Below are 22655 nucleotides of genomic sequence, written 5' to 3' on the forward strand. Positions count from 1 at the left end.
TCATTTTACACAATCTTTGACCTAAAGTTTACTAATGAAAAAAAAGAAACGCAATTTAAGAGATATAAAACCACACACTGAGGACAAACATAATCATAGTCATGATGATGGTCACAACCACGGTGGTGAATCAAGTGGATTTAAAACGTATGTACCCGCAGTCATAAGTTTTACAATGCTGATTATAGGCATTGCATTAGACTATTTTGATACAACTTTTTTCAAAGATTGGATTCGCATTATTTGGTATGGAATAGCATATATACCTGTAGGTTTTCCCGTAGTAAAAGCAGGCTGGAAGAGTATAAAAAATGGTGACGTTTTTACTGAATTTTTCTTAATGTCAATTGCAACTGTTGGAGCATTTGCAATTGGCGAATACCCCGAAGGAGTTGCAGTCATGCTATTTTACGCTGTTGGTGAATTGTTTCAAGATGCCGCAGTAAATAAAGCCAAAGGAAATATAAAAGCCCTATTAGATGTTCGGCCCAAAGAAGCAAATGTTTTTAGAAACGGCGATGTGAAAAGTGTATCCCCAGAAACGGTTACTATTGGTGAGAAAATTCAAATAAGAGTTGGTGAAAAGATTCCGTTAGATGGGGTTTTAATATCCGAAAAAGGAACTTTAAACACAGCAGCATTAACCGGAGAAAGTAAACCAGATACCATCTTGAAAGGTGCTAGCGTTTTTGCAGGAAGCATCAATTTAGAAAACGTTATTGAAGTTGAAGTAACAAAAGAATTTAAAGACAGTTCTATTGCGCGAATATTAGATTTAGTACAAAACGCGACAGCCCGTAAATCTAAAACAGAATTATTCATCAGAAAATTTGCCCGCATTTACACTCCAATTGTAGTGTACTTAGCCATAGCCGTTACATTAATACCTTACTTTTTTGTTGACGATTATGTATTTACAGATTGGTTGTACAGAGCTTTAATTTTCTTGGTGATTTCGTGTCCTTGCGCTTTGGTGATTTCTATTCCGTTGGGATATTTCGGAGGATTAGGCGCTGCATCAAAAAACGGAATATTATTTAAAGGAGCTTCTTTTTTAGATGCGATGACCAAAATAAATACTTTGGTGATGGATAAAACAGGAACAGTTACCAAAGGAGTTTTTAAAATAAAAGAAATAAAAGCGATTGGCTATGCGGAAAAAGAATTTATGAAATACCTCATGGCTATAGAAGAACAATCTACCCACCCCATTGCTAAAGCTATTTTAGCGTACAAAGAAGAAGGTTCTGAATTTAGCGCATCTGATGTTTCTGAAATTGCTGGTAAAGGTCTGAAAGGGACTGTAAATGGGAAAACTGTCTTAGTCGGTAATAAGGCATTATTGACAGCCCATAATATTGAAGTTTTAGCGGAAACTGAAACAATTGTAGAGTCAATAGTTTTGGTTGCTATTGAAAATGAATTTGCTGGTTATGTTTTTATTGCAGATGAATTGAAGGATGATGCAAAAGAAACGATTACTGCATTGCAAAAAGTTGGTATTCAAAATATCATGATGTTATCGGGTGATAAAGATGCTATAACTCAAAAAGTAGCAGCTGAACTACATATTGCAACTGCAAAAGGAGGCTTATTACCAGAAGACAAGTTAAATGAAGTTGAGATTTTGAAAAAAAATCCTAAAAATAAAATAGCTTTTATTGGTGATGGAATTAACGACGCTCCAGTTTTAGCAGCAAGTGATGTCGGTATTGCTATGGGCGGTTTAGGTAGTGATGTAGCCATTGAAACCGCTGATGTTATTATTCAAACAGACCAACCCTCTAAAGTGGTAAAGGCTATTAAAATAAGTAGATCAACGCGAAAAATTGTATGGCAAAATATCGCCTTAGCATTTGGTGTTAAAATGATTGTACTTATTCTAGGTGCAGGCGGAATGGCTACCATGTGGGAAGCTGTATTTGCAGATGTAGGTGTAGCTTTACTCGCAATTTTAAACGCGGTTCGATTACAAAAAATGAGTTGGGATTAAAATAGTATTGTAACTAAAAAAGCGCAAACCAAAAATTGGTATGCGCTTTTTTAATTAAGAAATAGTGTCTAGTGATGCTGGCTATCATCACTATTATCTTCTCGATATCTACAACATGGATGTACTGTGAGATAAGCTTCTTCCGTTGCTTTTAATTCTTTTGTATCGTGTCCCACATTTACCAAAGCCGTTTTAATTTTCATGGGGTCTGTTTTGTTTTCATTAAAAATTACAGATAATTGATGGTTTGGAATATCCCAATCTGCATATTTAACTCCTTTGACACTTAGCGCAGCTTTCTCAATTCGAGTTTTACACATTTTACATTTGCCGTTAACATCCATAGTTAACTTTTTATTCTTGTCTTGTGCATTCACATTTGCAAAAAACAAGCTTAGCACCGCTATTAAAAATATCTTTTTCATATTAAATTATTATTAAAGTTTATTCAGGCCCATTTTAAAGGCGACCCTAAACTATTTTATTTTATATCGAAATCCTGCAAAAAACATACGCCCCATAATCGGTGCATATACAATACTGGTATCAAAATTTGCGCCAAACGGATTTTCAGCACTCAGTACTGGGTTTTGTTGTCTAAAATTAGACAAATTTTCACCACCGACATAAATTTCAAACTTTTCGCTAAATACTTTCGTCATTTGAGCATTCATTAAACTATAGCCTTTTGCAAACTCACCCAAACGATATTCTGGTGGGTTAACATCGGTATTCGGCAAACGTTGTTTACCAACGGTATGTAAGGTGTAATCAAACCGCCATTGGCCTCCAGAATCCGTAATTTCTGTCACATATCCCAAATTTGCAAAGTATCGATGTTGCGCTTGCAATGGCTTTTGCAAATTTCCATTTCTATAATCGGTATTTACATCATAGTATTTATAGGCCGTACGGAATTCTAAATTCTTTAGAATTTCGTGGTTGAGTTCAATTTGAAAACTATTAGCAACACTTTTACCATCAAGATTATAAAAGGTAATAGCGCGTGGGTTTTCCCAATCAACTACGACTTGATTTTTAAAATCAGTTTTATAATAATCAAGTGTAATATTACCGGGTCGGTTTAAGAAAGTAAACCCTTGTAAAAAACTAAATCCAAAATTCCATGCATCTTCAGCATCTAGTCCGTAAATACTTCCTTCAGTATCTAAAATTTGTATTTGTCTAGACGATGCAAAAAGTTGCTGATTTTCAGCAAAAATATTTGCTGCCCTACGGCCTCTACCAACGGCACCCCTAATGCTACCCCGATTCCAAGGCGTATATCGCACATGCAAACGAGGCGTAACAAAATTACCTAGACGATTATGGGTGTCAACTCGAAGTCCAGCAGTTAAACTTATGTGCTCTAAGTTCTCATAGGTATATTCGAAAAAGGCACCGGCTGAAACATCATCACGTAAATAATTTGTTGCATTTACCAATTCATCGTACCCATCATAACCAAAGTTAAATCCGGTTTTAAATTTGCTACGTGTATCTCCGATTATTGAATTAAAAATCAGATTAGAATACACACTTTCATGTTCAATATCATATTGATTTAACCCAAAATAAGATTCTTGATTGTGCAGGCTATACGACGCTTGAAAGCCAATACTTTGAAAAGGTAACTCAGGAAATACATACCCCAGTTTTAACGAAGAATCAAAACGTTCTGTATTAATTTCGCTTCCCCATAATTCATCTCCAGTTAAAACAGCATTACTAGCAAGCCTATCCGTTGAGGGGTTATAATCAACCTGCCCAACCTGTTTATCATCATTTAAATATCGGAGATTTAAAAAACTAACCCATCCTTTTTCGGGATTTTGATATTGCAAACGAGCCATAGCATTCAATTGATTTGCAAGCGGTGCATCTAAAAATCCATCATCATTGTTATCCTCTTCAATATCTCGTCTATTGTGATGTAAATAAGCACCAACACTTAGATTATCTGATATTTTTTGATTCAGATGTGTATTCAATTCAAGTCTACCATTAATGTTTCCATATCCATTTACAAAAAATGCATTGTCAGTTAAAGGTTTTACCAATTCTGTATTAATTAGCCCTGAGATACTTTCATAGCCATTAACAACACTCCCCGCACCTTTGGTAATTTGAATACTTTCAACCCAAGTGCCTGGTGTGAAAGTTAGACCATAAGCTTGTGATGCACCGCGCACCATAGGTATGTTCTCTTGGGTTATCAGCAAATACGGGCTTGTTAAACCTAACATTTGAATTTGTTTTGTACCTGTTAATGCATCGGAGAAATTAACGTCAATCGCTGGATTGGTTTCAAAACTTTCAGAAAGATTACAACAAGCAGCCTTTAATAATTCATCACTATTTATGGTAATGATATTTTGCGAACTGAAATAGCTTTTCTGTACGGCTTCACGTTTCTGTTGCACTACTACCTCATCCAATTCATTTGAAGATTTCAACCAATGATGCACCATTTTCGGCGCTTTAATAGTTAGGGTGTCTGATGTAAAACCGATATAGCTAATAATTAATTTATCATAAGCTTTGTCATACGGAATACTAAACAAACCTTTTTCGTTTGAAATTGTCCCGATTTGAGAATTCATCCAATAAATATTTGCGCCAGGTAACCCAATATGTTTATTTCCTTCGTTTGCTTCCATAATCATACCTTCTACCTTCTCTTGTGAAAAGTTCAGTACCGGAAACAATAGTATTACTACTAATATATATAGTTTCATTTTATATTTTTATCTACTAATTAAGATCTACTCCTCGTAAGCGTAAAGCATTTGCAATAACTGAAACAGAGCTAAAACTCATAGCTAAAGCTGCAATCATAGGTGATAGTAATATTCCAAAAAATGGAAAAAGTACACCAGCTGCAATAGGCACACCTATTGTATTATAGACCAAGGCAAAAAATAGATTTTGTTTTATATTTTTTATCGTATTTGAACTTAGGTTATAGGCTTTAACAATACCTTGTAGGTCACCTTTCACCAGAGTAATTGCTGCACTTTCAATTGCGACATCAGTACCTGTACCCATAGCGATACCCACATCACTTTTAGCCAAGGCAGGGGCATCATTTATACCATCTCCGGCCATAGCCACTACAAACCCTTCATTTTGCAATCGTGCTACTTCGTTCATCTTATCTTGCGGAAGCATTTCAGCTTTAAAATCACTAAGATTTAAATCATTCGCTACAGCTTTAGCTGTATTATGATTATCACCAGTTAGCATTATTACTTTAATTCCATTTTCTTGAAGTTGCTCGATAGCCTGTCTACTTGTCACTTTTATTTTATCAGTGATCGTAACAAAACCTACAACTACACTATCAATAGCCAAATATGAGACTGTTTTACCTTGTTGTTGCTCATGAGAAACTTGATGATGCAATTCGTCAGAAATAATAGCCTTCACTTCTTCCATCATCTGCTTATTCCCAATAGATACCTGGCTATTATTAATTGTACCTGTTACGCCTTTTCCGGTAATTGAATTAAAATCTGAAACATCTAAAAACGTTACATCCTTTTGTTTTCCATATTTTACAGTAGCTTCCGCAAGCGGATGTTCACTCATTTGATTAAGACTTGCTACATACTGAATAGCTTTGGTCGAATCAAAATCTGCCAACGTACTTACTATTTTATCTACTGATGGTTTGCCCTCAGTTATAGTACCCGTTTTATCAATAATCAAAACATTTACTTTGTTCATTTTCTCTAAAGCCTCGGCATTTTTAATTAACACCCCATTTTTAGCTCCATTACCAACCCCTACCATTACTGACATCGGCGTTGCCAAACCTAAAGCACAAGGGCATGCAATAATCAATACAGCAATTGCATTTACCAAAGCATAAACATAGGCAGGATCAGGGCCAAACACAGCCCAAACAACAAACGTAATTATAGAAATGAGAACTACTACAGGAACAAAATAACCTGAGATTTTATCTGCCAATTTCTGAATAGGAGCTTGACTACGACTAGCCTGATTAACCATTTCAATAATTTGAGAAAGCAAGGTATCAGCACCAACTTTTTCAGCTTTCATCACAAAAGATTGTTTACCATTAATGGTACCGGATCGTACTTGATCGCCAACCATTTTTTGTTCTGGTATTGGCTCTCCAGAAATCATTGATTCATCAACCAAGCTCTCACCTTCAGTTAAAACTCCATCGACCGGAATCTTATCTCCAGGTTTAACACGAAGTAAATCACCAATTTCAATTTTATCAATTACTATAACTTCTTCTTGACCGTTTACAATACGAAAAGCTTTATTGGGTGCTAGCTTCAATAATTCTTTTACTGCAGAATTCGTTTTGCTATGTGCCCGAGCTTCTAATAATTGCCCCATTAAAACCAAGGTTAAAATTACAGTAGCAGCTTCAAAATATACATGTACTGTACCTGATTCAGTTTTGAATTGAGCAGGGAAAAAATCAGGGAATACCATTCCGAAAACACTAAATAACCAAGCTACACCCGCACCAATACCAATGAGTGTAAACATGTTTAAGTTCCATGTTTTGATGGAATTATATGCACGTTCAAAAAACATCCAAGTTGCGTAAAAAACAACAGGTAATGACAATAGTAATTGAATCCAATTCCAATACCTCATATCCAAAATGTCATATAATGGATTATTCGGAATCATTTCAGACATTGCAATTAGAAAAATGGGAAGTGTAAAAGCAAGTGCTATCCAAAACTTTTTCAGTAGCTTTTTATAGTTCTTTTCTTCTGCAGACACGTCAGCTTTTAAAGGAACTAAATCCATTCCACAAATAGGGCAAGGTCCAAATTCATCCGTTACTATTTCAGGATGCATTGGGCATGTATATTGACTATTTGTAGTTGAAGCAGTTAGTTCTTCTACTAAATCCATTCCACATACAGGGCAATCACCTGATTCATCATAGATTTTATCACCTTCGCAATGCATAGGGCAATAGAATGTACCTTTAACACCAGCTTTTTGTTTAACATTTTTTTTCTTTGGAGGATGCGTATACTTCGCAAGTACATCAATTTCATATGCGCCACCATCATTCTGTAATGCTTCTTGAAATTTTTCAATAGGAATATGATGTTCCATTTCAATTTCAGCATTCGCTTTCTCTAGATTCACAAAGGCATCGCGAACCCCATCAACCTTTTTCAAAGTTGCCTCTACATGCGAACGACAGCCATTACAGCTCATGCCAATTATTGTATATGTATGTTTCATGATTTTTTTAAGATTTATTGTAATTCACATAAAAATGCAAACCATTTAAATAGTTTGTAGTCATCTAAACAAAATACCTACAGCTATCTGAGCTATGTATAAAATAGCTTTTAGATGTGCTAGCACAGCCAAATAAAACAATAAATCTTAAATTAAATAAACTTCGTCAAGAAGTTGAAGGTTCTTAACTAGAAGTGGTGGTGGATAGTGATTAATAGGTACTGAAAGTTCAGTATCACCATAAAGTATATTTATATATGACTGAACCAATGAGACCAAAAAGTACTGTTGATCTAATTTTAAGTCATTAAAAGTAATCGTTAATTCGTCTTGACCGGTTACAATAATAAAGTCATTTGCACAGCATGAATCTTCATTTGCAATTGGTGTAGAGCTATCAGAATTCAGCATTTGCATGCCACAATCTTCAGCATGCGTAAAAAGTGCAACATCCATCAAGCGACCCATACAGTAATGTTTACTGACAGTCCACGAAACCGTAGAAGCCAATAATAACATTGCCATAGCAACCGCAAAAAATCTATGAATTAACTCCTTCATCATTACAAAAATACATAATAATAAATGTGACACGAATTATGCATATCTCTTTAACGAAATATTAGCTTCATTAGTACCCTAATATGGCGCATTAAAAATGTAATGAGAAACAATTTCGTTTTTACATACTTTTTTTAAAAAAAAGCAGTTATGAGTAGTTGATGGACTTTTTAATACAATTTATCTATAATTCAAATAAAAAATAGTAACTCTTAACTTAATTATTTTATGAAAAAGCAATTAAAATCCCCTTTAAAAATAGGCTTCATGGCCTTCATGCTAACCCTTTTTATGGTGGGTTGTTCATCTGATGACGGATCCGTATTTGATACCGGAAATACAGGTGGTGGCGATGATGGTGATGGCGAAGAACAGACTGAAGAAGTAGCAACAATAATTTACGATGAAGCTACGCCTACAAACAATATGGTAACAGCAAGCGCAAGCGGTGAAGTAGGTACAGCAGTACCGGGTAGAGTAATCTTTACTTCAGATGCCACTTCACAACGAAGAATGTACATTACTCAGAACATTTCTGGTCAAGGTGATATGCCATTTAACAACTTTAATTTAAATGATACAGACCTAACCAAAGTTTTAAAAGCGGACGGCTCAATTGATTTAGATGGTAGTAATAAAAAAGAAATTGACTTCACATTTAATCTTCCAGTACCAGATGTAGATAACGGTACTATTGTATATAGCTTTTGGACTACCACAGGTAAAGGTGATTTTAGAGACCCAACTAAGCGTTTAGCTTTAGGTGTAGGTACAATTACAGTAACTGTTGGTACGGGTACAAACCCAACTGCAGAAGTAAGAGAAATTACAGGTGTTAAGTTATTTGCTCCCGCTGAAGACGGTACAACAAAAACATTTTTCTCTTTGTTAGACGAAAATGTATACCAAATTAACGAAGGCCCTGAATTCAGAGCATTCTGGGATTTTGGTTACTATTACAAAGACAATCAAGCATCTTTCGCTTCTACGTCTACTTATAATGTTTCATTCGGTTTTCCAGTTGAAGGTCTTGTACCTGATTCTGAAGAAGATGATGCTGAAAACGAAACCTTGAACGAGGCATATTTCAAAACATCAACAATGGTAGCGGCTGATTTTGACGCTGTTTTATTATCCGGTGCTCTTGATGTTATTGTAACATCAGAAGCTCAGAGCATTAGTGCACTTGCAGTTGATGATGTAATTGAATTTGTTGACAATTACGGAAAGAAAGGACTAATTAAAATTACTGAGATTGAAGCTGGTTTCAACACAAACGATTATATCGTTTTTGATGTGAAAATACAGCCATAAATAAAACTATATTTTAGTATTGAAAGAGACGTCATTATATGACGTCTCTTTTTTTTTTTTTTTGATAATTTTTAAATACTAAATAGAAGCGAAGACAATCGAATCTTTTAAATCAATTATTTTTGCCAAAAAAAATGTTTGAAGAACTAAAGGCACAGGTCATAGAAATTATAAATAATAATACTATGACAGTAGACCAGCGATTATTGGCCATATGCCAATTATTAAAAGAAAATGTGACTTATTATGATTGGGTTGGCTTCTATTTTAAAAATGGCGCTAAAGAAGAATTAAAACTCGGACCCTATGCTGGCGCACCAACAGACCATACTATTATTCCCTTCGGAAAAGGCATCTGTGGTCAGGTAGCCCTAAACAATGAAAACTTTGTAGTACCTGATGTTCAAGCACAAGACAACTACATTGCTTGCAGCATTAGTGTAAAATCTGAAATCGTTGTTCCGTTGTTTGTAAATGGTGAAAATATTGGCCAAATAGACATCGATTCAAACACCGCAGACCCATTTTCTGAGCAAGACGAACGGTTCTTAGAGTTTGTCAATAAAAAGGTAGCAGAAATACTAGTTTAAAACTTTAGCATTTTTGTTGATAACCTCATCATACAATAACAGCTAAAAAAATTACTTTTGCAGTCTGTAACCCACAATCCATATACACGCAATAATGAGCACCAAAAAAGCTACCTCGGCCCTAATTTCAGTTTTCCATAAAGATGGATTAGAACCAATTGTAAGAAAATTTCAAGAACTCGGCATTACCATTTATTCTACAGGTGGTACTGAAAAGTTCATTAAAGATTTAGGTATTGATGTTGTACCTGTTGAAGATGTTACAAGTTATCCTTCAATTCTTGGAGGTCGTGTAAAAACATTACACCCAAAAGTTTTTGGCGGTATTTTAAATCGTCAAGACAACGATAGTGATGTTGCTCAATTAGCGGAATTTGAAATTCCACAATTAGATATCGTGATTGTTGATTTATATCCTTTTGAAAAAACAGTTGCAAGTGGCGCATCAGAAGAAGATATTATTGAAAAAATAGATATTGGCGGTATTTCATTAATTCGTGCTGCTGCTAAGAATTTCAAAGATGTACTTTGTGTTTCTTCTATGGAAGATTATTCAGAAGTATTAGAACTAATTACTTCTGGTAACGGAAGCACCTCACTTGAAGATCGCAAACGTTTTGCAGCCAAGTCGTTCAATGTATCATCACATTATGATACAGCAATTTTCAACTACTTTAATAAAAACCATGATTTGGCTGCGTTGAAAGTAAGCGAGACGAATGGTAAAGTATTACGCTACGGTGAAAACCCACATCAAAAGGGATTTTTCTTTGGTGATTTTGATGCAATGTTCTCAAAACTGCATGGAAAAGAACTTTCGTACAACAACTTATTAGACGTTGATGCTGCGGTTAACTTGATGGGAGAATTTAAAAATGACGCACCCACATTTGCCATCTTAAAACACAACAACGCATGTGGTTTGGCACAACGTGATACGTTACACCAAGCCTATGTTGATGCCTTAGCAGGTGATCCTGTTTCTGCATTTGGAGGCGTACTAATTAGCAATAAAGAAATTGACAAACCAACAGCTGAAGAAATACATAAATTATTTTGCGAAGTTGTAATAGCCCCGAGTTTTAGTGCTGATGCACTTGAAATATTAAAAGGCAAAAAGAACAGAATTATTTTAGTTCAAAAAGAGGTTGCAATGCCTGAAATGATTGTAAGAACTTGTTTAAACGGAATGTTGTTGCAAGAAAAAGATCATAAAACCGACACCCAAGCTGATTTAGTTAACGCAACAACATTAGCGCCCACCGCAAGTGAAATAGAAGATTTAATATTTGCTTCAAAACTCTGTAAGCACACTAAAAGTAACACTATAGTTCTTGCTAAAAACAAACAATTATGTGCTAGTGGCACAGGGCAAACATCACGTGTAGATGCCTTAAACCAGGCTATTCACAAGGCAAAATCGTTTAATTTTGACTTAGAAGGAGCTGTAATGGCAAGTGATGCATTTTTTCCGTTCCCAGATTGTGTAGAGATAGCCAATAAAAGTGGTATTTCTAGCGTTATACAGCCGGGCGGATCTATTAAAGATCAATTAAGTATAGATTATTGTAATGAAAATAAAGTGTCTATGGTAATGACAGGTACACGTCATTTCAAGCATTAATTTCATTACTTTTGTCGACGAAATACACCCCACTCTAACTGAAGTAACGAAACCAAACAAATTAAAATGGGATTTTTTGATTTCTTGACCGAGGAAATCGCTATCGACTTAGGTACTGCGAACACCCTCATCATTCACAATGACAAAGTCGTTGTAGACAGTCCATCAATAGTTGCCAGAGATCGTATTTCTGGTAAAATTATTGCAGTTGGTAAAGAAGCCAACATGATGCAAGGTAAGACACATGAAAACATTAAAACAATTCGTCCGCTCAAAGATGGTGTAATTGCAGATTTTGATGCTTCAGAAAAAATGTTAATGATGTTCATAAAGAACATTCCTGCATTAAAGAAAAAATGGTTTCCACCAGCACTTCGGTTAGTAATTTGTATTCCTTCTGGTATTACTGAAGTAGAAATGCGAGCAGTAAAAGAATCAGCAGAGCGTGTAAATGGCAAAGAAGTTTATTTAATTCATGAACCAATGGCAGCAGCTATAGGTATTGGTTTAGATATTATGCAGCCTAAAGGTAATATGATTGTTGATATAGGCGGTGGTACTACCGAAATTGCAGTAATTGCTTTAGGGGGTATTGTTTGCGACAAATCTGTGAAGATTGCAGGTGATGTTTTCACCAATGACATTATCTATTACATGCGTACACAACACAACTTATATGTTGGTGAAAGTACTGCAGAAAACATAAAAATTGAAATAGGATCTGCTACTGAAGATTTACAGTCACCACCTGATGAAAAATCAGTTCAAGGTAGAGACCTATTAACTGGTAAACCAAAACAGGTTCAAATCTCATACAGAGAAATTGCAAAAGCTTTAGACAAATCAATTCTTAGAGTTGAAGATGCGGTTATGGAAACCCTTTCGCAAACGCCACCTGAATTAGCAGCAGATATTTACAATACCGGTATTTACTTAGCTGGTGGAGGATCTATGCTTCGTGGTTTAGACAGAAGGTTATCTCAGAAAACAGATTTACCAGTGTATATAGCTGAAGATCCGTTAAGAGCAGTTGTAAGAGGTACAGGTATTGCCTTAAAAAACTTGGACCGATATAAAAGCATCCTTATCAAGTAGTCTTCGGGTGCAGTAGAACATTTCGAAATCCACATCTGGGACTAATTTATAAGACCAAGTGAATGCAGCAAATCATCAACTTTATAATACGAAACAAGAATTTTCTCTTGTATATCTTGTTGTTGATTATATCTTTAGGTTTCACTATTCAATCACATTCGTATCATCAGTCGCGATTTTTCAATTCTTCAAATTGGATTTCAGGAAATATTTATAATGCTTCTCATGGAGTATCATCATATTTTGAACTTCAGAAAGAAAACAAAGCACTTGTAGATGAAAACAAAAGACTAAGATCTTTACTTTTTAATTACGATTTAGAAGACACGCTTAAACTTGATTCTATTCAGCGTACCTATACCATTACGTCGGCAAAAATTATCAAAAATAGTTACGCCGATCTTCGTAACTATATTACCATAAACAAAGGTGAAAAAGACAGCATTAAAATGGACATGGGTGTCATAACAGACCATGGTATTTTGGGTATTGTTGAAAATACTAGCAATAGATTTGCATCGGTACAAAGTATATTGAATGAAAAATCAAACATCAATGCTAAAATTAAGAACACCAATCATTTTGGCTCTTTAGTTTGGGATGCTAAGAATTACAACGTTGTTCAGTTAATAGACATACCCAAGTTAGTACCGTTACTAGTTGGCGATACAATTGTTACGGGTGCTATGAGTAGTATTTTCCCTGAAAACATTCCTATAGGGACCATTAAAAAGTTTGACCTTGATATTTCAGAGAATTTTTACACTATTGATATTACTTTATTCAATGACATGACAAACATTCAAAATGTTTATGTTGTTAGTAACGCAGATAAAAAAGAAATACAAGAATTAGAAACCAAGACTAAAGCAGATGATTAGTAATTATTACTTTATCAACTTCATTAGGTTTGCACTATTAATTTTAGTGCAAGTTTTGGTATTCAATAGATTGAATTTTTTCGGATTTATTAATCCGATGGTATATATTTTGTTTCTCTATTGGTATCCTATAAAAGAAAATAGAGCATTACTTATTGGTCTCAGTTTTTTACTTGGTCTTTCAATAGATTTTTTCTCAGACACCATGGCCTTGCATGCTGCATCAACAATTACAATCGCATATTTAAGACCAACAATTATGCGTTTTGTGTTTGGCGTGAACTATGAGTTTCAAAGCTTTCGTTTAGGTAACTCTACTAGGGTACAACAAATTACGTTTTTGACGTTATTAATATTAGTACACCATACTTTTTTCTTCACTTTAGAAATCTTCAGTTTAGGCAATATTCTGTTGATTGTCAAGAAAATAGTAGCCAATGGCTTAGCCACAATAGTACTTTGTTTATTGTTCGGTTCACTTTTTAGCGTACGAAAAGAATGAAGAAAATTTTACTTTCATCAATCATTGTTATTATCGGGATTGTTTTTCTCGGTAGGCTATCGTATTTGCAAATTTTTAGTTATACCCCTGATCTCTCGGATGATCCTGCCATCAAAAGAATTTATGATTACCCAGAACGCGGCTATATTTATGACCGTAACGGTAAACTATTAGTGGGTAATGATCCTGCTTATGATGTCATGGTAATTCCTAGAGAAGTCAAGGCTTTTGACACTTTAGAATTTTGTAGTCTATTAAATTTAGAATACCCAAAATTAATAAAGGAACTTACTAAGGCACGTCATTACTCACCGAGACTACCTTCGGTTTTAGTGCCACAATTATCAAAAGAAGATTATGCGCGTCTTCAAGAAAAAATGCGCCATTACAATGGTTTTTATATTCAGAAACGTTCATTGCGCTATTACGACACCAATGCTGGCGCCAATGTTTTAGGTTACATTAGTGAAGTCAATGAGCGTGATTTAGCTAACAATCCGAATTATGTACAAGGTGAGCTAACAGGTCGTACAGGCGTTGAAACTGTTTACGAAGATACCCTTAGGGGAAGAAAAGGTATTCAGTACATTCAAAAAGATCGTTTTAATAGAGACATAGGTAAGTATAAAGATGGTGCTTTAGATGTTTTACCTGAACAAGGAAAAGAAATTACGCTCACCATTGACAAAGATTTACAGGAATATGGTGAGAAATTAATGCACGGTAAATGGGGTGGTATTGTGGCAATTGAACCCGCTACTGGAGAAATTTTAACAATGATATCTGGCCCAACTTATGACCCATCATTATTAGTTGGCAGAAAACGATCTGCAAATTATACCAGACTTTATAATGACTCAATTGCAAAACCCACTTTTGATCGATCCATTTCATTTGAAAAAAGTCCAGGTTCACCTTTCAAAGCAATTAATGCGCTTATCGCATTGCAAGTAGGAGCAGTAACACCTACGACTGCTTTTACCTGTCATCATGGGTTTTATATTGGTAGAAGTAAAAAAGGATGCCATTGCGGCGGAGGCCCTCGAAATCTAAACAGTGGTATATATTTATCGTGTAATGCCTATTTTGTAGGTGCCTATAAAAAGATTTTTGAGCAATTCCCTTCAAATGCAGAAGCTATGGATGCTTGGGAAGGTCATGTAAGAAGTTTCGGTTTAGGGTCTTATTTAGGATCCGACTTACATACTGGTAGACGCGGAAGTGTACCAAGTACTGAACTTTACAACAAATGGTATGGTGAGGGTGACAAAAGATGGTCAGCAACAACCACGTATTCCAATGCTATTGGGCAAGGAGAAGTGAATGTAACCCCTATTCAGTTAGCAAATATGACTGCTGCAATTGCAAATCGAGGACATTATTACACCCCTCATATTATAAAAAAAATAGAAGGTAAAGATATCGACATACCTAAATTTACTGAACGTAAAAACACCACTATAGATCGAAAACATTTTGAGCCTGTAGTGCAGGGTATGGCTGATGTTTATCACAAAGGAACTGCCAGATATGTTCAAATTCCAGATATTGACATTGCAGGTAAAACAGGTACCGTTGAGAATTTTATGGTAATTGACAGTGTTAGAACACAACTTACTGACAATTCAGTTTTTGTAGCTTTCGCTCCTGTAAAGAATCCGAAAATAGCTATTGCTGTATATATTCAAAATGGCTACTATGGTTCTAGATATGCTGGTCATATCGCTTCATTAATAATCGAAAAATATATTAAAGGAGAGATATCAAGAAAGGACCTTGAAAAACGTATGCTAGAAAGAACTTTAGAGCGTGAATATGCAAAGCCATATAGCGGTGAAGAGTTTAAAATAAATGAATACGATTGGAGCAAAGATGCCATAAAATACCAAACGGAAGCCATAAAAGATAAATAGGTATGGCAACAGGTAGAAGTATTCTTAAAAGAATAGATTGGCTTACTGTATTATTTTATTTGCTTTTGGTTCTTATGGGCTGGGTGAATATTTATTCAAGCACATTTACTGACACAGACATTTCAATTTTTGATTTTAGCACTTTACACGGTAAGCAGTTGTTTTTCATACTGACTAGTTTGGCGTCAACCATAATATTACTGAGTCTTGATCCTAATTTTTATGAACGATTTTCAAGTCTATTTTATATCATTTCGATGGTGTTATTACTTGGCTTGTTTGTCTTTGGTAAGACCATTGCAGGAGCTACATCATGGTACGACTTAGGTTTTTTTAATCTGCAGCCTTCAGAATTTGCAAAAGTTGCCACTGCGTTAGGTTTAGCTAAATATCTCAGTGATATTCAAACAGATATTAGGCGACAAAAGGATCAATGGTACTCCTTTCTTATTCTATTAATACCCGCCATTTTAATTATTCCACAGCCGGATCCCGGTAGTGCATTGGTGTTTTTTGCAATGACCTTTGTTATTTTTCGTGAAGGTCTTCCATTATATTATTTAGGCATAGGTGTAATGGCCATTTTAGTATTTGTAACCACCTTAATGTTTGGCACTGTATGGATTGCAATTGGCATAGCACTTTTACTTTTACTTTTTATGATGTTAAAAAAGAAAAAGTTTAAAGTCCCTGTTCTACCCGTGACGACAGCAATTATTGCAACCGTAGTTTTTTCGCTTTCGGTCAATTTTGTTTTTAACAATGTTTTTGAACAAAGACATCGAGATCGTTTTAGTTTATGGTTACGACTTGAAAAAGACCCGCAAAAATTAGAAAAGATTCGGAAAACCATTGGCTATAATAGTTACCAATCTGAAAAAGCAATTGAATCTGGCGGAATTTATGGTAAGGGTTTTTTAGAAGGAACTCGTACCAAAGGTAATTTTGTACCCGAGCAACATTCTGATTATATATTTACAACTATAGGCGAAGAATGGGGCTTTTTAGGTACTGCATCAGTAGTACTAATATTTACGATAATGCTGCTACGCTTAGTTTTTCTAGCAGAACGACAAAAAACCGCTTTTAGTAGAATGTATGGTTACGGTGTAATTTCAATATTACTAATACATTATTTCATTAACATAGGTATGGTAATTGGTATTCTGCCAACCATTGGTATTCCCCTGCCCTACTTTAGCTACGGAGGGTCAAGTATGTTAGGTTTTACAGCCCTACTGTTTATCTTCTTAAAACTAGATGCCAATAGAATGAAAGAAGGTTACTAGAATTTCCAATCTGATGTATCAACTTTACTTTCTAGTTTAATTTCTATGTCATTCGGAAGCTTTTCAAAGAAATCGATTCCCGTCATCTTTTCAATTTGATCAACGGGAACGGCAAAATTTTGCAATGGTTTTGAACTTTCTTTACCTGGCATTAAAAAAGCGATAACCTTTAAATTATTTTGATCACCGCGTGCTACAATCTTATAATAGTATTTTGGCACTGCAACATCTTCATCACCTATTTCAGGCAAACCATCTTCCAACACCCCGCCAGTAGCTATAAATATAGTGTCATATTTTTTCGCCCACTGCCGAATCTTCTGTTCTAATCTATTCCAAACACCTGCATTGAAATCTCTATTTTGCGGACTAATATTACTCGTGTAAAAAGTTTCATTGTACGCCTGCTTAGAAAAACGACGATCCCCAGCTGGGCACAAATGACCACGATCATAACCAGAGCCTTTATAATTGCGCCAATCGGCAGATTTTGTTTTCACATAAGGGTCTTCAATAAAATAAGGGCGCTTTCGATCATCATAAGTTAGATGTTCTTTTTTTAGCATATAAGCCACCCACTCGGCTTGTTCAAACGGTTCATTATAAGAAAACGAATAATGTTCATGGTTTACAATTTCACCTGTAGTAGAACTAGGCAAATACCAGTCTGTGATTTCAGTTCTATTTTCACCACTTGATGTTACCGAATAAGTATCAGGGGTATAAAAATTATCAAACAACCAGAAACCAATTACACACAGTAAGAGTAAAATAGTGTAGGTTGATTTGTTCTTAACGCTTCTTATCATGACCCAAATTTAATTGAAATATTTGGCAGGTTCACTGTTGTTAATGGTAAGATTTAATTCGAAGCTACATGGTTGTTATCTTCAATCATTAACTATGGCGGAGTATTAAATTAAAAAAGGCTGCTCATTGAGCAGCCTTTTTTAATTATAATCAAGATTAGTCTTTGTTATCCTTTAACGCTAGCTAATTTTGAATGTTCCTTTTTAATTGTATTCATTTGTAAATCTTGCAGTACATTAACCGCTTCTTCTACATATACATCTTTGGCTAAATTTTTATGCCAACGGTCTCTTTTTTCACGAAGTACAGAATCTTGTGTAAATAGACTTTGCTCATAACTTAGTGATTTAAAAGTCATATGAGAATCATAATCACTTAGTTTTTTAAAGTAATTTAATTTCTCTTTGTCTTTATCAAGTTCTTCTTTATACACATCATACTTCAATGAAATAACAGTTTCATCTTGTTCAGACTTTATCCATTGCGCATTCTCTTCAATCAATTTTATTTGAGAATTATCAGCCATTCGCTTTTTACTATTGGCAATAGTTTTTTCGTAATCAATGTAGCCATCCCAAGGTGTATATTCTGCTGGAGAAATTTTATCCCATTTTAAAGGGTTTGCTTGATCACGTTCACCCAAATCAATATAACTATATCGGTCTGGCACTACTACATCACTCTTTACACCTTCTAACTGAGTAGACCCTCCGTTGATACGATAGAATTTTTGTGTTGTCAACTTAATGGCACCTAAATCACCATGATCATTACTACGAACAATATTTTCTAATGGAATCACATTTTGCACAGTACCCTTACCAAAGGTTTGTTTACTGCCGATAACAATTGCACGTTTGTAATCTTGCATTGCAGCAGCTAAAATCTCTGATGCAGACGCAGACAATTCGTTAACAAGAATTACCAAAGGACCCTCCCATTGAATTCGTTCATCTTTATCATCATAAACCTCTTTACCTTCACCAGAAGAACGTACTTGCACAACCGGACCGTCTTTAATAAATAAACCAGCCATCTCAATTACTGTTTTTAGCGATCCACCACCATTGTCACGTAAATCTAAAATCAGTCCTTCTACGCCTTCCTCTTTCAAACGATCTACTTCTTTTGCAACATCTGTAGCAGCATTACGCTCACCGTAATCCTCAAAATTCACATAAAACTTAGGCAAATTAATTAATCCGTATTTTTTATCCTCTTTAAGAATACTAGCAGATTTCGCAAATGATTCTTCTAATTCAACAACATCTCTTGTTAATGAAATTACATCATGCGAACCATCAATCTTTTTTACTGTAAGATCAACCACAGTACCTTCTGGGCCTTTTATCATTTTAATTGCATCATCTAATCGCATACCTACTATATCAATAGGCTCTTCTCCGTTTTGACCAACTTTTATTATTTCATCACCAACTTCTAAGCGTTGATCACGCCATACTGGCCCACCTGAAATAATATCAACAATTTTAGCACCGGTAGGTTTCTTTTGTAAACGAGCACCAATACCTTCAAATTTACCTGACATACTAGTGTCAAATTTTTCTTTTTCTTCTGGTGCAAAATAGTAGGTATGAGGGTCAAATTCATCAACTATTGTATTGATGTATTGTACAAACCAATCTTTACGTTGTAAATCACCAACAAAATCGAAAAATTCGTCTAATGTCTTTTGAGTAGATTCTCTAGCGGAAATTTCTGCCTCTTTTGGGCTCAAAGGCTTTTCGTCAGATTTGTCTTTAGTTCCATCAAAATCTGGCTCTTCAACAGACACCTCTTTACCATCTACATTCAATTTAACGGTAGATGGCGTTTTTGCAACCTTTGTGATTTTGGCATCATAAGTACCCAAAGTAGCATATTTCAATTGCTTTCTCCAGCGTTCTTTTAATTCCTTTTTAGAAGCTGCAAACGATTCTACTTTATAATCTATATTAATGGTCTCATCAGCAGAATAATCAAAAGGTACTGCTAAAACTTCTTTATAAATGCTCTTAGCATCATTCATTCGTAGCATCAATCTTTCATGCACAATATTGAAAAAAGCAATATCAGTATTCTTGATTTGATCATCTATTTGAAATTTGTATTGTTCAAACTCCATTATATCTTCTTCAATAAAATAGCGCTTTGTAGGATCTAGAACGTCTATAAAATCCTCGAAAACACTTACTGAAAAATCATCATCAATACTTTTAGGATCGTAATGCCCTTTTTCCAAAACATATGTGATAAGCTCTAATAACAACTTATCTTTATCATCAGTATTTTCAAAAGATTTATTTGTAAAACTGCAAGAAGCAACAGCAATTACCATTACGAACAGCGCGTAGGCTAAATTCCTCTTCATAGATATTTTTTAGTTTGAAGACAACATGTTTTATCAGGGATGATTGTCTGTGAGCATCCTTTTTAATAATCTAATTCCCTAAGATACTGAAAAAACCATGCCACTTTAAAGTCAGCGACATTAATTTTTTGTTAAACGACCTAGGTGTCATATCTCTTTTTAAACGTATTTTTATGGTATAAATTATACAGAATGCAAAAACCCTTGATTCTTGTCACAAATGACGATGGAATAACCGCTCCAGGGCTTAAGGCGCTCGTCAGATTTATGAAAGAAATAGGCGATGTTGTGGTAGTTGCACCTGACAGTCCACAATCTGGCCAAGGACACGCCATAACCTTAGATCATGCTTTATTTTCTACTAAAATGCCAACTGACAAAGAAAATGAAGGACATTTAGAATATTCATGCAGTGGCACACCTGCAGATTGCGTTAAACTGGGCCTTCAAGAGATTTTAGATAGAAGACCTGACATTTGTGTTAGTGGAATCAATCACGGCTCAAATTCTTCTATCAATGTTATTTATTCAGGCACTATGAGTGCTGCCATTGAAGCAGGTATAGAAGGAATACCAGCTATCGGATTTTCGCTTTGCGATTTTTCATGGAACGCTAATTTTGAACCTGCAAAAGAAGCCATAATAAAAATTGTGAAATCAGCTCTAAATAATGGTATTCCAAAGGGTGTAGTTCTCAATGTTAACATCCCAAAACTTGAAGAAAAAGAGTTTACAGGCATCAAAATATGCCGTCAAGCTCGTGCCAATTGGAAAGAACGTTTTGACAAACGCACCAACCCAATGGGTAGAGAATATTATTGGCTTACTGGCGAATTTGAATTATTAGATAAAGGCGAAGACACTGATGAACATGCACTTTCTAAAGGTTATATATCAGTTGTGCCTACTCAATTTGATTTAACAGCACACCATGCTATACAAGGCTTAAACGACTGGAATCTTCATGAATAAAAAAGAAATATTAATCGGTTTTATTGTAGGTATTATTGCAAACACAATTGGCACATTAGCCTATATTCTATTATTTTCAGAATTTGGCATTATGGAAACCTTTGAAGCAGCATTAGCGCAAGGCCACTTAGGTAGTCTTCTTGCCTTAGGTGCAATTTTAAATCTTGTGGCGTTTTTCGGATTTCTTAGAATTCGAAGAGACAATCGTGCTAGAGGCGTATTAATTGCAACCATAATTACGGCGTTAATCATCGTATATTACAAGATGTTTTAAAGTTCAATATGGACGAAAAAAATGTGATTTAACAGGATGAAGTACTACATAATTGCGGGTGAAGCTTCAGGTGATCTACACGGGTCTAACCTTATAAAAGCATTAAAAATAGAAGATTCAAATGCTGATGTTCGCTGTTGGGGTGGTGACCTAATGCAGGCTGCAGGTGGTCATTTGGTAAAACATTACAAAGAATTGGCATTTATGGGCTTCTTAGAAGTTTTGATGAACCTCAACAAAATTTCTAAAAACATCAAATTTTGCAAGGCTGATATTCTTGAATTTAAGCCCGACGCCATCATTTTCATAGATTATTCAGGATTCAACCTTAGAATTGCAAAATGGGCAAAATCGAATAATTTCAACACCAATTATTATATTTCACCTCAAATTTGGGCTTCACGAGAAGGGCGTATTGAAAGCATCAAGCGTGATATTAACAACATGCATGTTATACTGCCTTTTGAAAAAGAGTTCTACGAAAAAAAACACGGTTATTCAGTAAATTTTGTTGGGCACCCTTTGATCGATGCTATTGGTAATTCGCCAAAACCTATTGACAAGAACTTTCGCGCATCAAACAACTTGGATCCAGACAAACCTATTATTGCTTTACTGCCAGGAAGTCGGAAACAAGAGGTTGAAAAAATGCTTGAATTAATGTTATCTGTAGTTGATGATTTTGAAGCGTATCAATTTGTAATTGCTGGTGCACCGAGTCTTGATAATGATTTTTATAATTCATTCTTAAATGAAAAAAACATCAAATTCGTTTCAAATCAAACCTATGGCTTATTAAGTCTTTCTTATGCTGCTTTAGTCACAAGTGGAACCGCTACCTTAGAAACCGCTTTGTTCAAAGTACCCCAAGTAGTTTGCTATAGAGCCAATTGGATTTCTTATCAGATTGCAAAACGAATTATCACCTTAGATTACATTTCATTGGTAAATTTAATTATGGATAAAGAGGTAGTTAAAGAATTAATACAAAATGATTTGACCACAAAAAACCTCAAAAAAGAACTTCAAGAAATTCTCGTAGGCCCAAAAAGAGAACAACAATTTGAAGCTTATTTTGAATTAGAAAAAAAATTAGGTGGTAAAGGCGCTAGCGAAAATACCGCCAAATCCATTATAAAAAACATCGCTAAAAATTAGATTTTTTTGCAGTGCAAAATTGAAAATTTCATAATGTAAAATTCACTTTGCGAAA

At 35.0% G+C, this 22655-nt stretch carries 18 protein-coding genes; 12 read left to right on the forward strand and 6 right to left on the reverse strand.

Annotated features, from left to right (window positions below; genetic code table 11):
- Positions 1-34 precede the first annotated feature (34 nt).
- The gene (locus JQC67_RS00830) at positions 35-1993 is read left to right on the forward strand and encodes a heavy metal translocating P-type ATPase (RefSeq protein ID WP_203250971.1); all 1959 of its coding nucleotides are present in this window, start codon (positions 35-37) and stop codon (positions 1991-1993) included.
- A 68-nt stretch (positions 1994-2061) separates the two neighbouring features.
- Here JQC67_RS00830 and JQC67_RS00835 read toward each other — a convergent pair whose 3' ends face one another.
- The 4 genes from JQC67_RS00835 to JQC67_RS00850 form a co-directional block, all read right to left on the reverse strand.
- Entirely contained in the window at positions 2062-2418 is a 357-nt protein-coding gene (locus JQC67_RS00835) for a heavy-metal-associated domain-containing protein (RefSeq protein ID WP_203250972.1), read from the reverse strand.
- A gap of 51 nt (positions 2419-2469) precedes the next feature.
- Entirely contained in the window at positions 2470-4731 is a 2262-nt protein-coding gene (locus tag JQC67_RS00840) for a TonB-dependent receptor (protein WP_203250973.1), read from the reverse strand.
- 16 nt (positions 4732-4747) lie between these two features.
- Entirely contained in the window at positions 4748-7246 is a 2499-nt protein-coding gene (locus JQC67_RS00845) for a heavy metal translocating P-type ATPase (RefSeq protein ID WP_203250974.1), read from the reverse strand.
- Positions 7247-7393: 147 nt separating this feature from the next.
- The gene (locus tag JQC67_RS00850) at positions 7394-7810 is read right to left on the reverse strand and encodes an HYC_CC_PP family protein (protein WP_238934426.1); all 417 of its coding nucleotides are present in this window, start codon (positions 7808-7810) and stop codon (positions 7394-7396) included.
- Between the two features lie 225 nt (positions 7811-8035).
- On the opposite strand from JQC67_RS00850, the gene JQC67_RS00855 reads away from it, so the two are divergent.
- The 8 genes from JQC67_RS00855 to rodA all read left to right on the forward strand — a co-directional run bounded on the left by JQC67_RS00855 (position 8036) and on the right by rodA (position 17015).
- Positions 8036-9121, forward strand: coding sequence for a hypothetical protein (locus tag JQC67_RS00855; protein ID WP_203250975.1), 1086 nt, complete (start codon positions 8036-8038; stop codon positions 9119-9121).
- Between the two features lie 134 nt (positions 9122-9255).
- Positions 9256-9711 (forward strand): GAF domain-containing protein, encoded by a 456-nt coding sequence (locus tag JQC67_RS00860; protein ID WP_203250976.1) that lies wholly within the window; start codon positions 9256-9258, stop codon positions 9709-9711.
- Positions 9712-9805: 94 nt separating this feature from the next.
- The gene (gene purH / locus JQC67_RS00865) at positions 9806-11335 is read left to right on the forward strand and encodes a bifunctional phosphoribosylaminoimidazolecarboxamide formyltransferase/IMP cyclohydrolase (protein ID WP_203250977.1); all 1530 of its coding nucleotides are present in this window, start codon (positions 9806-9808) and stop codon (positions 11333-11335) included.
- Between the two features lie 66 nt (positions 11336-11401).
- Positions 11402-12430, forward strand: coding sequence for a rod shape-determining protein (locus JQC67_RS00870; protein ID WP_203250978.1), 1029 nt, complete (start codon positions 11402-11404; stop codon positions 12428-12430).
- 62 nt (positions 12431-12492) lie between these two features.
- Positions 12493-13311: a rod shape-determining protein MreC gene (gene mreC / locus JQC67_RS00875; protein ID WP_203250979.1), complete on the forward strand. Its 819-nt coding sequence runs from the start codon at positions 12493-12495 to the stop codon at positions 13309-13311.
- Positions 13304-13813: a rod shape-determining protein MreD gene (locus tag JQC67_RS00880; RefSeq protein ID WP_203250980.1), complete on the forward strand. Its 510-nt coding sequence runs from the start codon at positions 13304-13306 to the stop codon at positions 13811-13813. Before mreC ends, JQC67_RS00880 begins: the two co-directional genes overlap by 8 nt.
- Positions 13810-15726, forward strand: a complete 1917-nt coding sequence (locus tag JQC67_RS00885; RefSeq protein WP_203250981.1) for a peptidoglycan D,D-transpeptidase FtsI family protein — start codon at positions 13810-13812, stop codon at positions 15724-15726. Before JQC67_RS00880 ends, JQC67_RS00885 begins: the two co-directional genes overlap by 4 nt.
- 2 nt (positions 15727-15728) lie before the next feature.
- Positions 15729-17015, forward strand: coding sequence for a rod shape-determining protein RodA (gene rodA / locus JQC67_RS00890; RefSeq protein WP_203250982.1), 1287 nt, complete (start codon positions 15729-15731; stop codon positions 17013-17015).
- On the opposite strand, the gene JQC67_RS00895 is transcribed toward rodA, so the two are convergent.
- Together JQC67_RS00895 and JQC67_RS00900 are read right to left on the reverse strand one after the other, a co-directional pair.
- Positions 17012-17824: a DNA/RNA non-specific endonuclease gene (locus JQC67_RS00895; protein ID WP_203250983.1), complete on the reverse strand. Its 813-nt coding sequence runs from the start codon at positions 17822-17824 to the stop codon at positions 17012-17014. The genes rodA and JQC67_RS00895 overlap by 4 nt on opposite strands.
- Positions 17825-17991: 167 nt before the next feature.
- Positions 17992-20196 (reverse strand): carboxy terminal-processing peptidase, encoded by a 2205-nt coding sequence (locus JQC67_RS00900; protein ID WP_203250984.1) that lies wholly within the window; start codon positions 20194-20196, stop codon positions 17992-17994.
- Between the two features lie 192 nt (positions 20197-20388).
- Here JQC67_RS00900 and surE point away from each other — a divergent pair, with 192 nt between their 5' ends.
- Genes surE through lpxB form a run of 3 tightly spaced genes read left to right on the forward strand, consistent with a single transcriptional unit; the run spans position 20389 to position 22600 of the window.
- Positions 20389-21168 (forward strand): 5'/3'-nucleotidase SurE, encoded by a 780-nt coding sequence (gene surE / locus JQC67_RS00905; protein WP_203250985.1) that lies wholly within the window; start codon positions 20389-20391, stop codon positions 21166-21168.
- Complete coding sequence (locus JQC67_RS00910; RefSeq protein ID WP_203250986.1) at positions 21161-21442, forward strand: hypothetical protein; 282 nt, start codon at positions 21161-21163, stop codon at positions 21440-21442. Before surE ends, JQC67_RS00910 begins: the two co-directional genes overlap by 8 nt.
- 36 nt (positions 21443-21478) lie before the next feature.
- A complete protein-coding gene (gene lpxB / locus JQC67_RS00915) occupies positions 21479-22600 on the forward strand; it encodes a lipid-A-disaccharide synthase (protein WP_203250987.1) in 1122 nt (373 codons plus the stop codon).
- Positions 22601-22655: the final 55 nt, after the last annotated feature.

It is taken from the genome of Aurantibacter crassamenti, assembly GCF_016811105.1.
Classification (GTDB): domain Bacteria; phylum Bacteroidota; class Bacteroidia; order Flavobacteriales; family Flavobacteriaceae; genus Aurantibacter_A; species Aurantibacter_A crassamenti.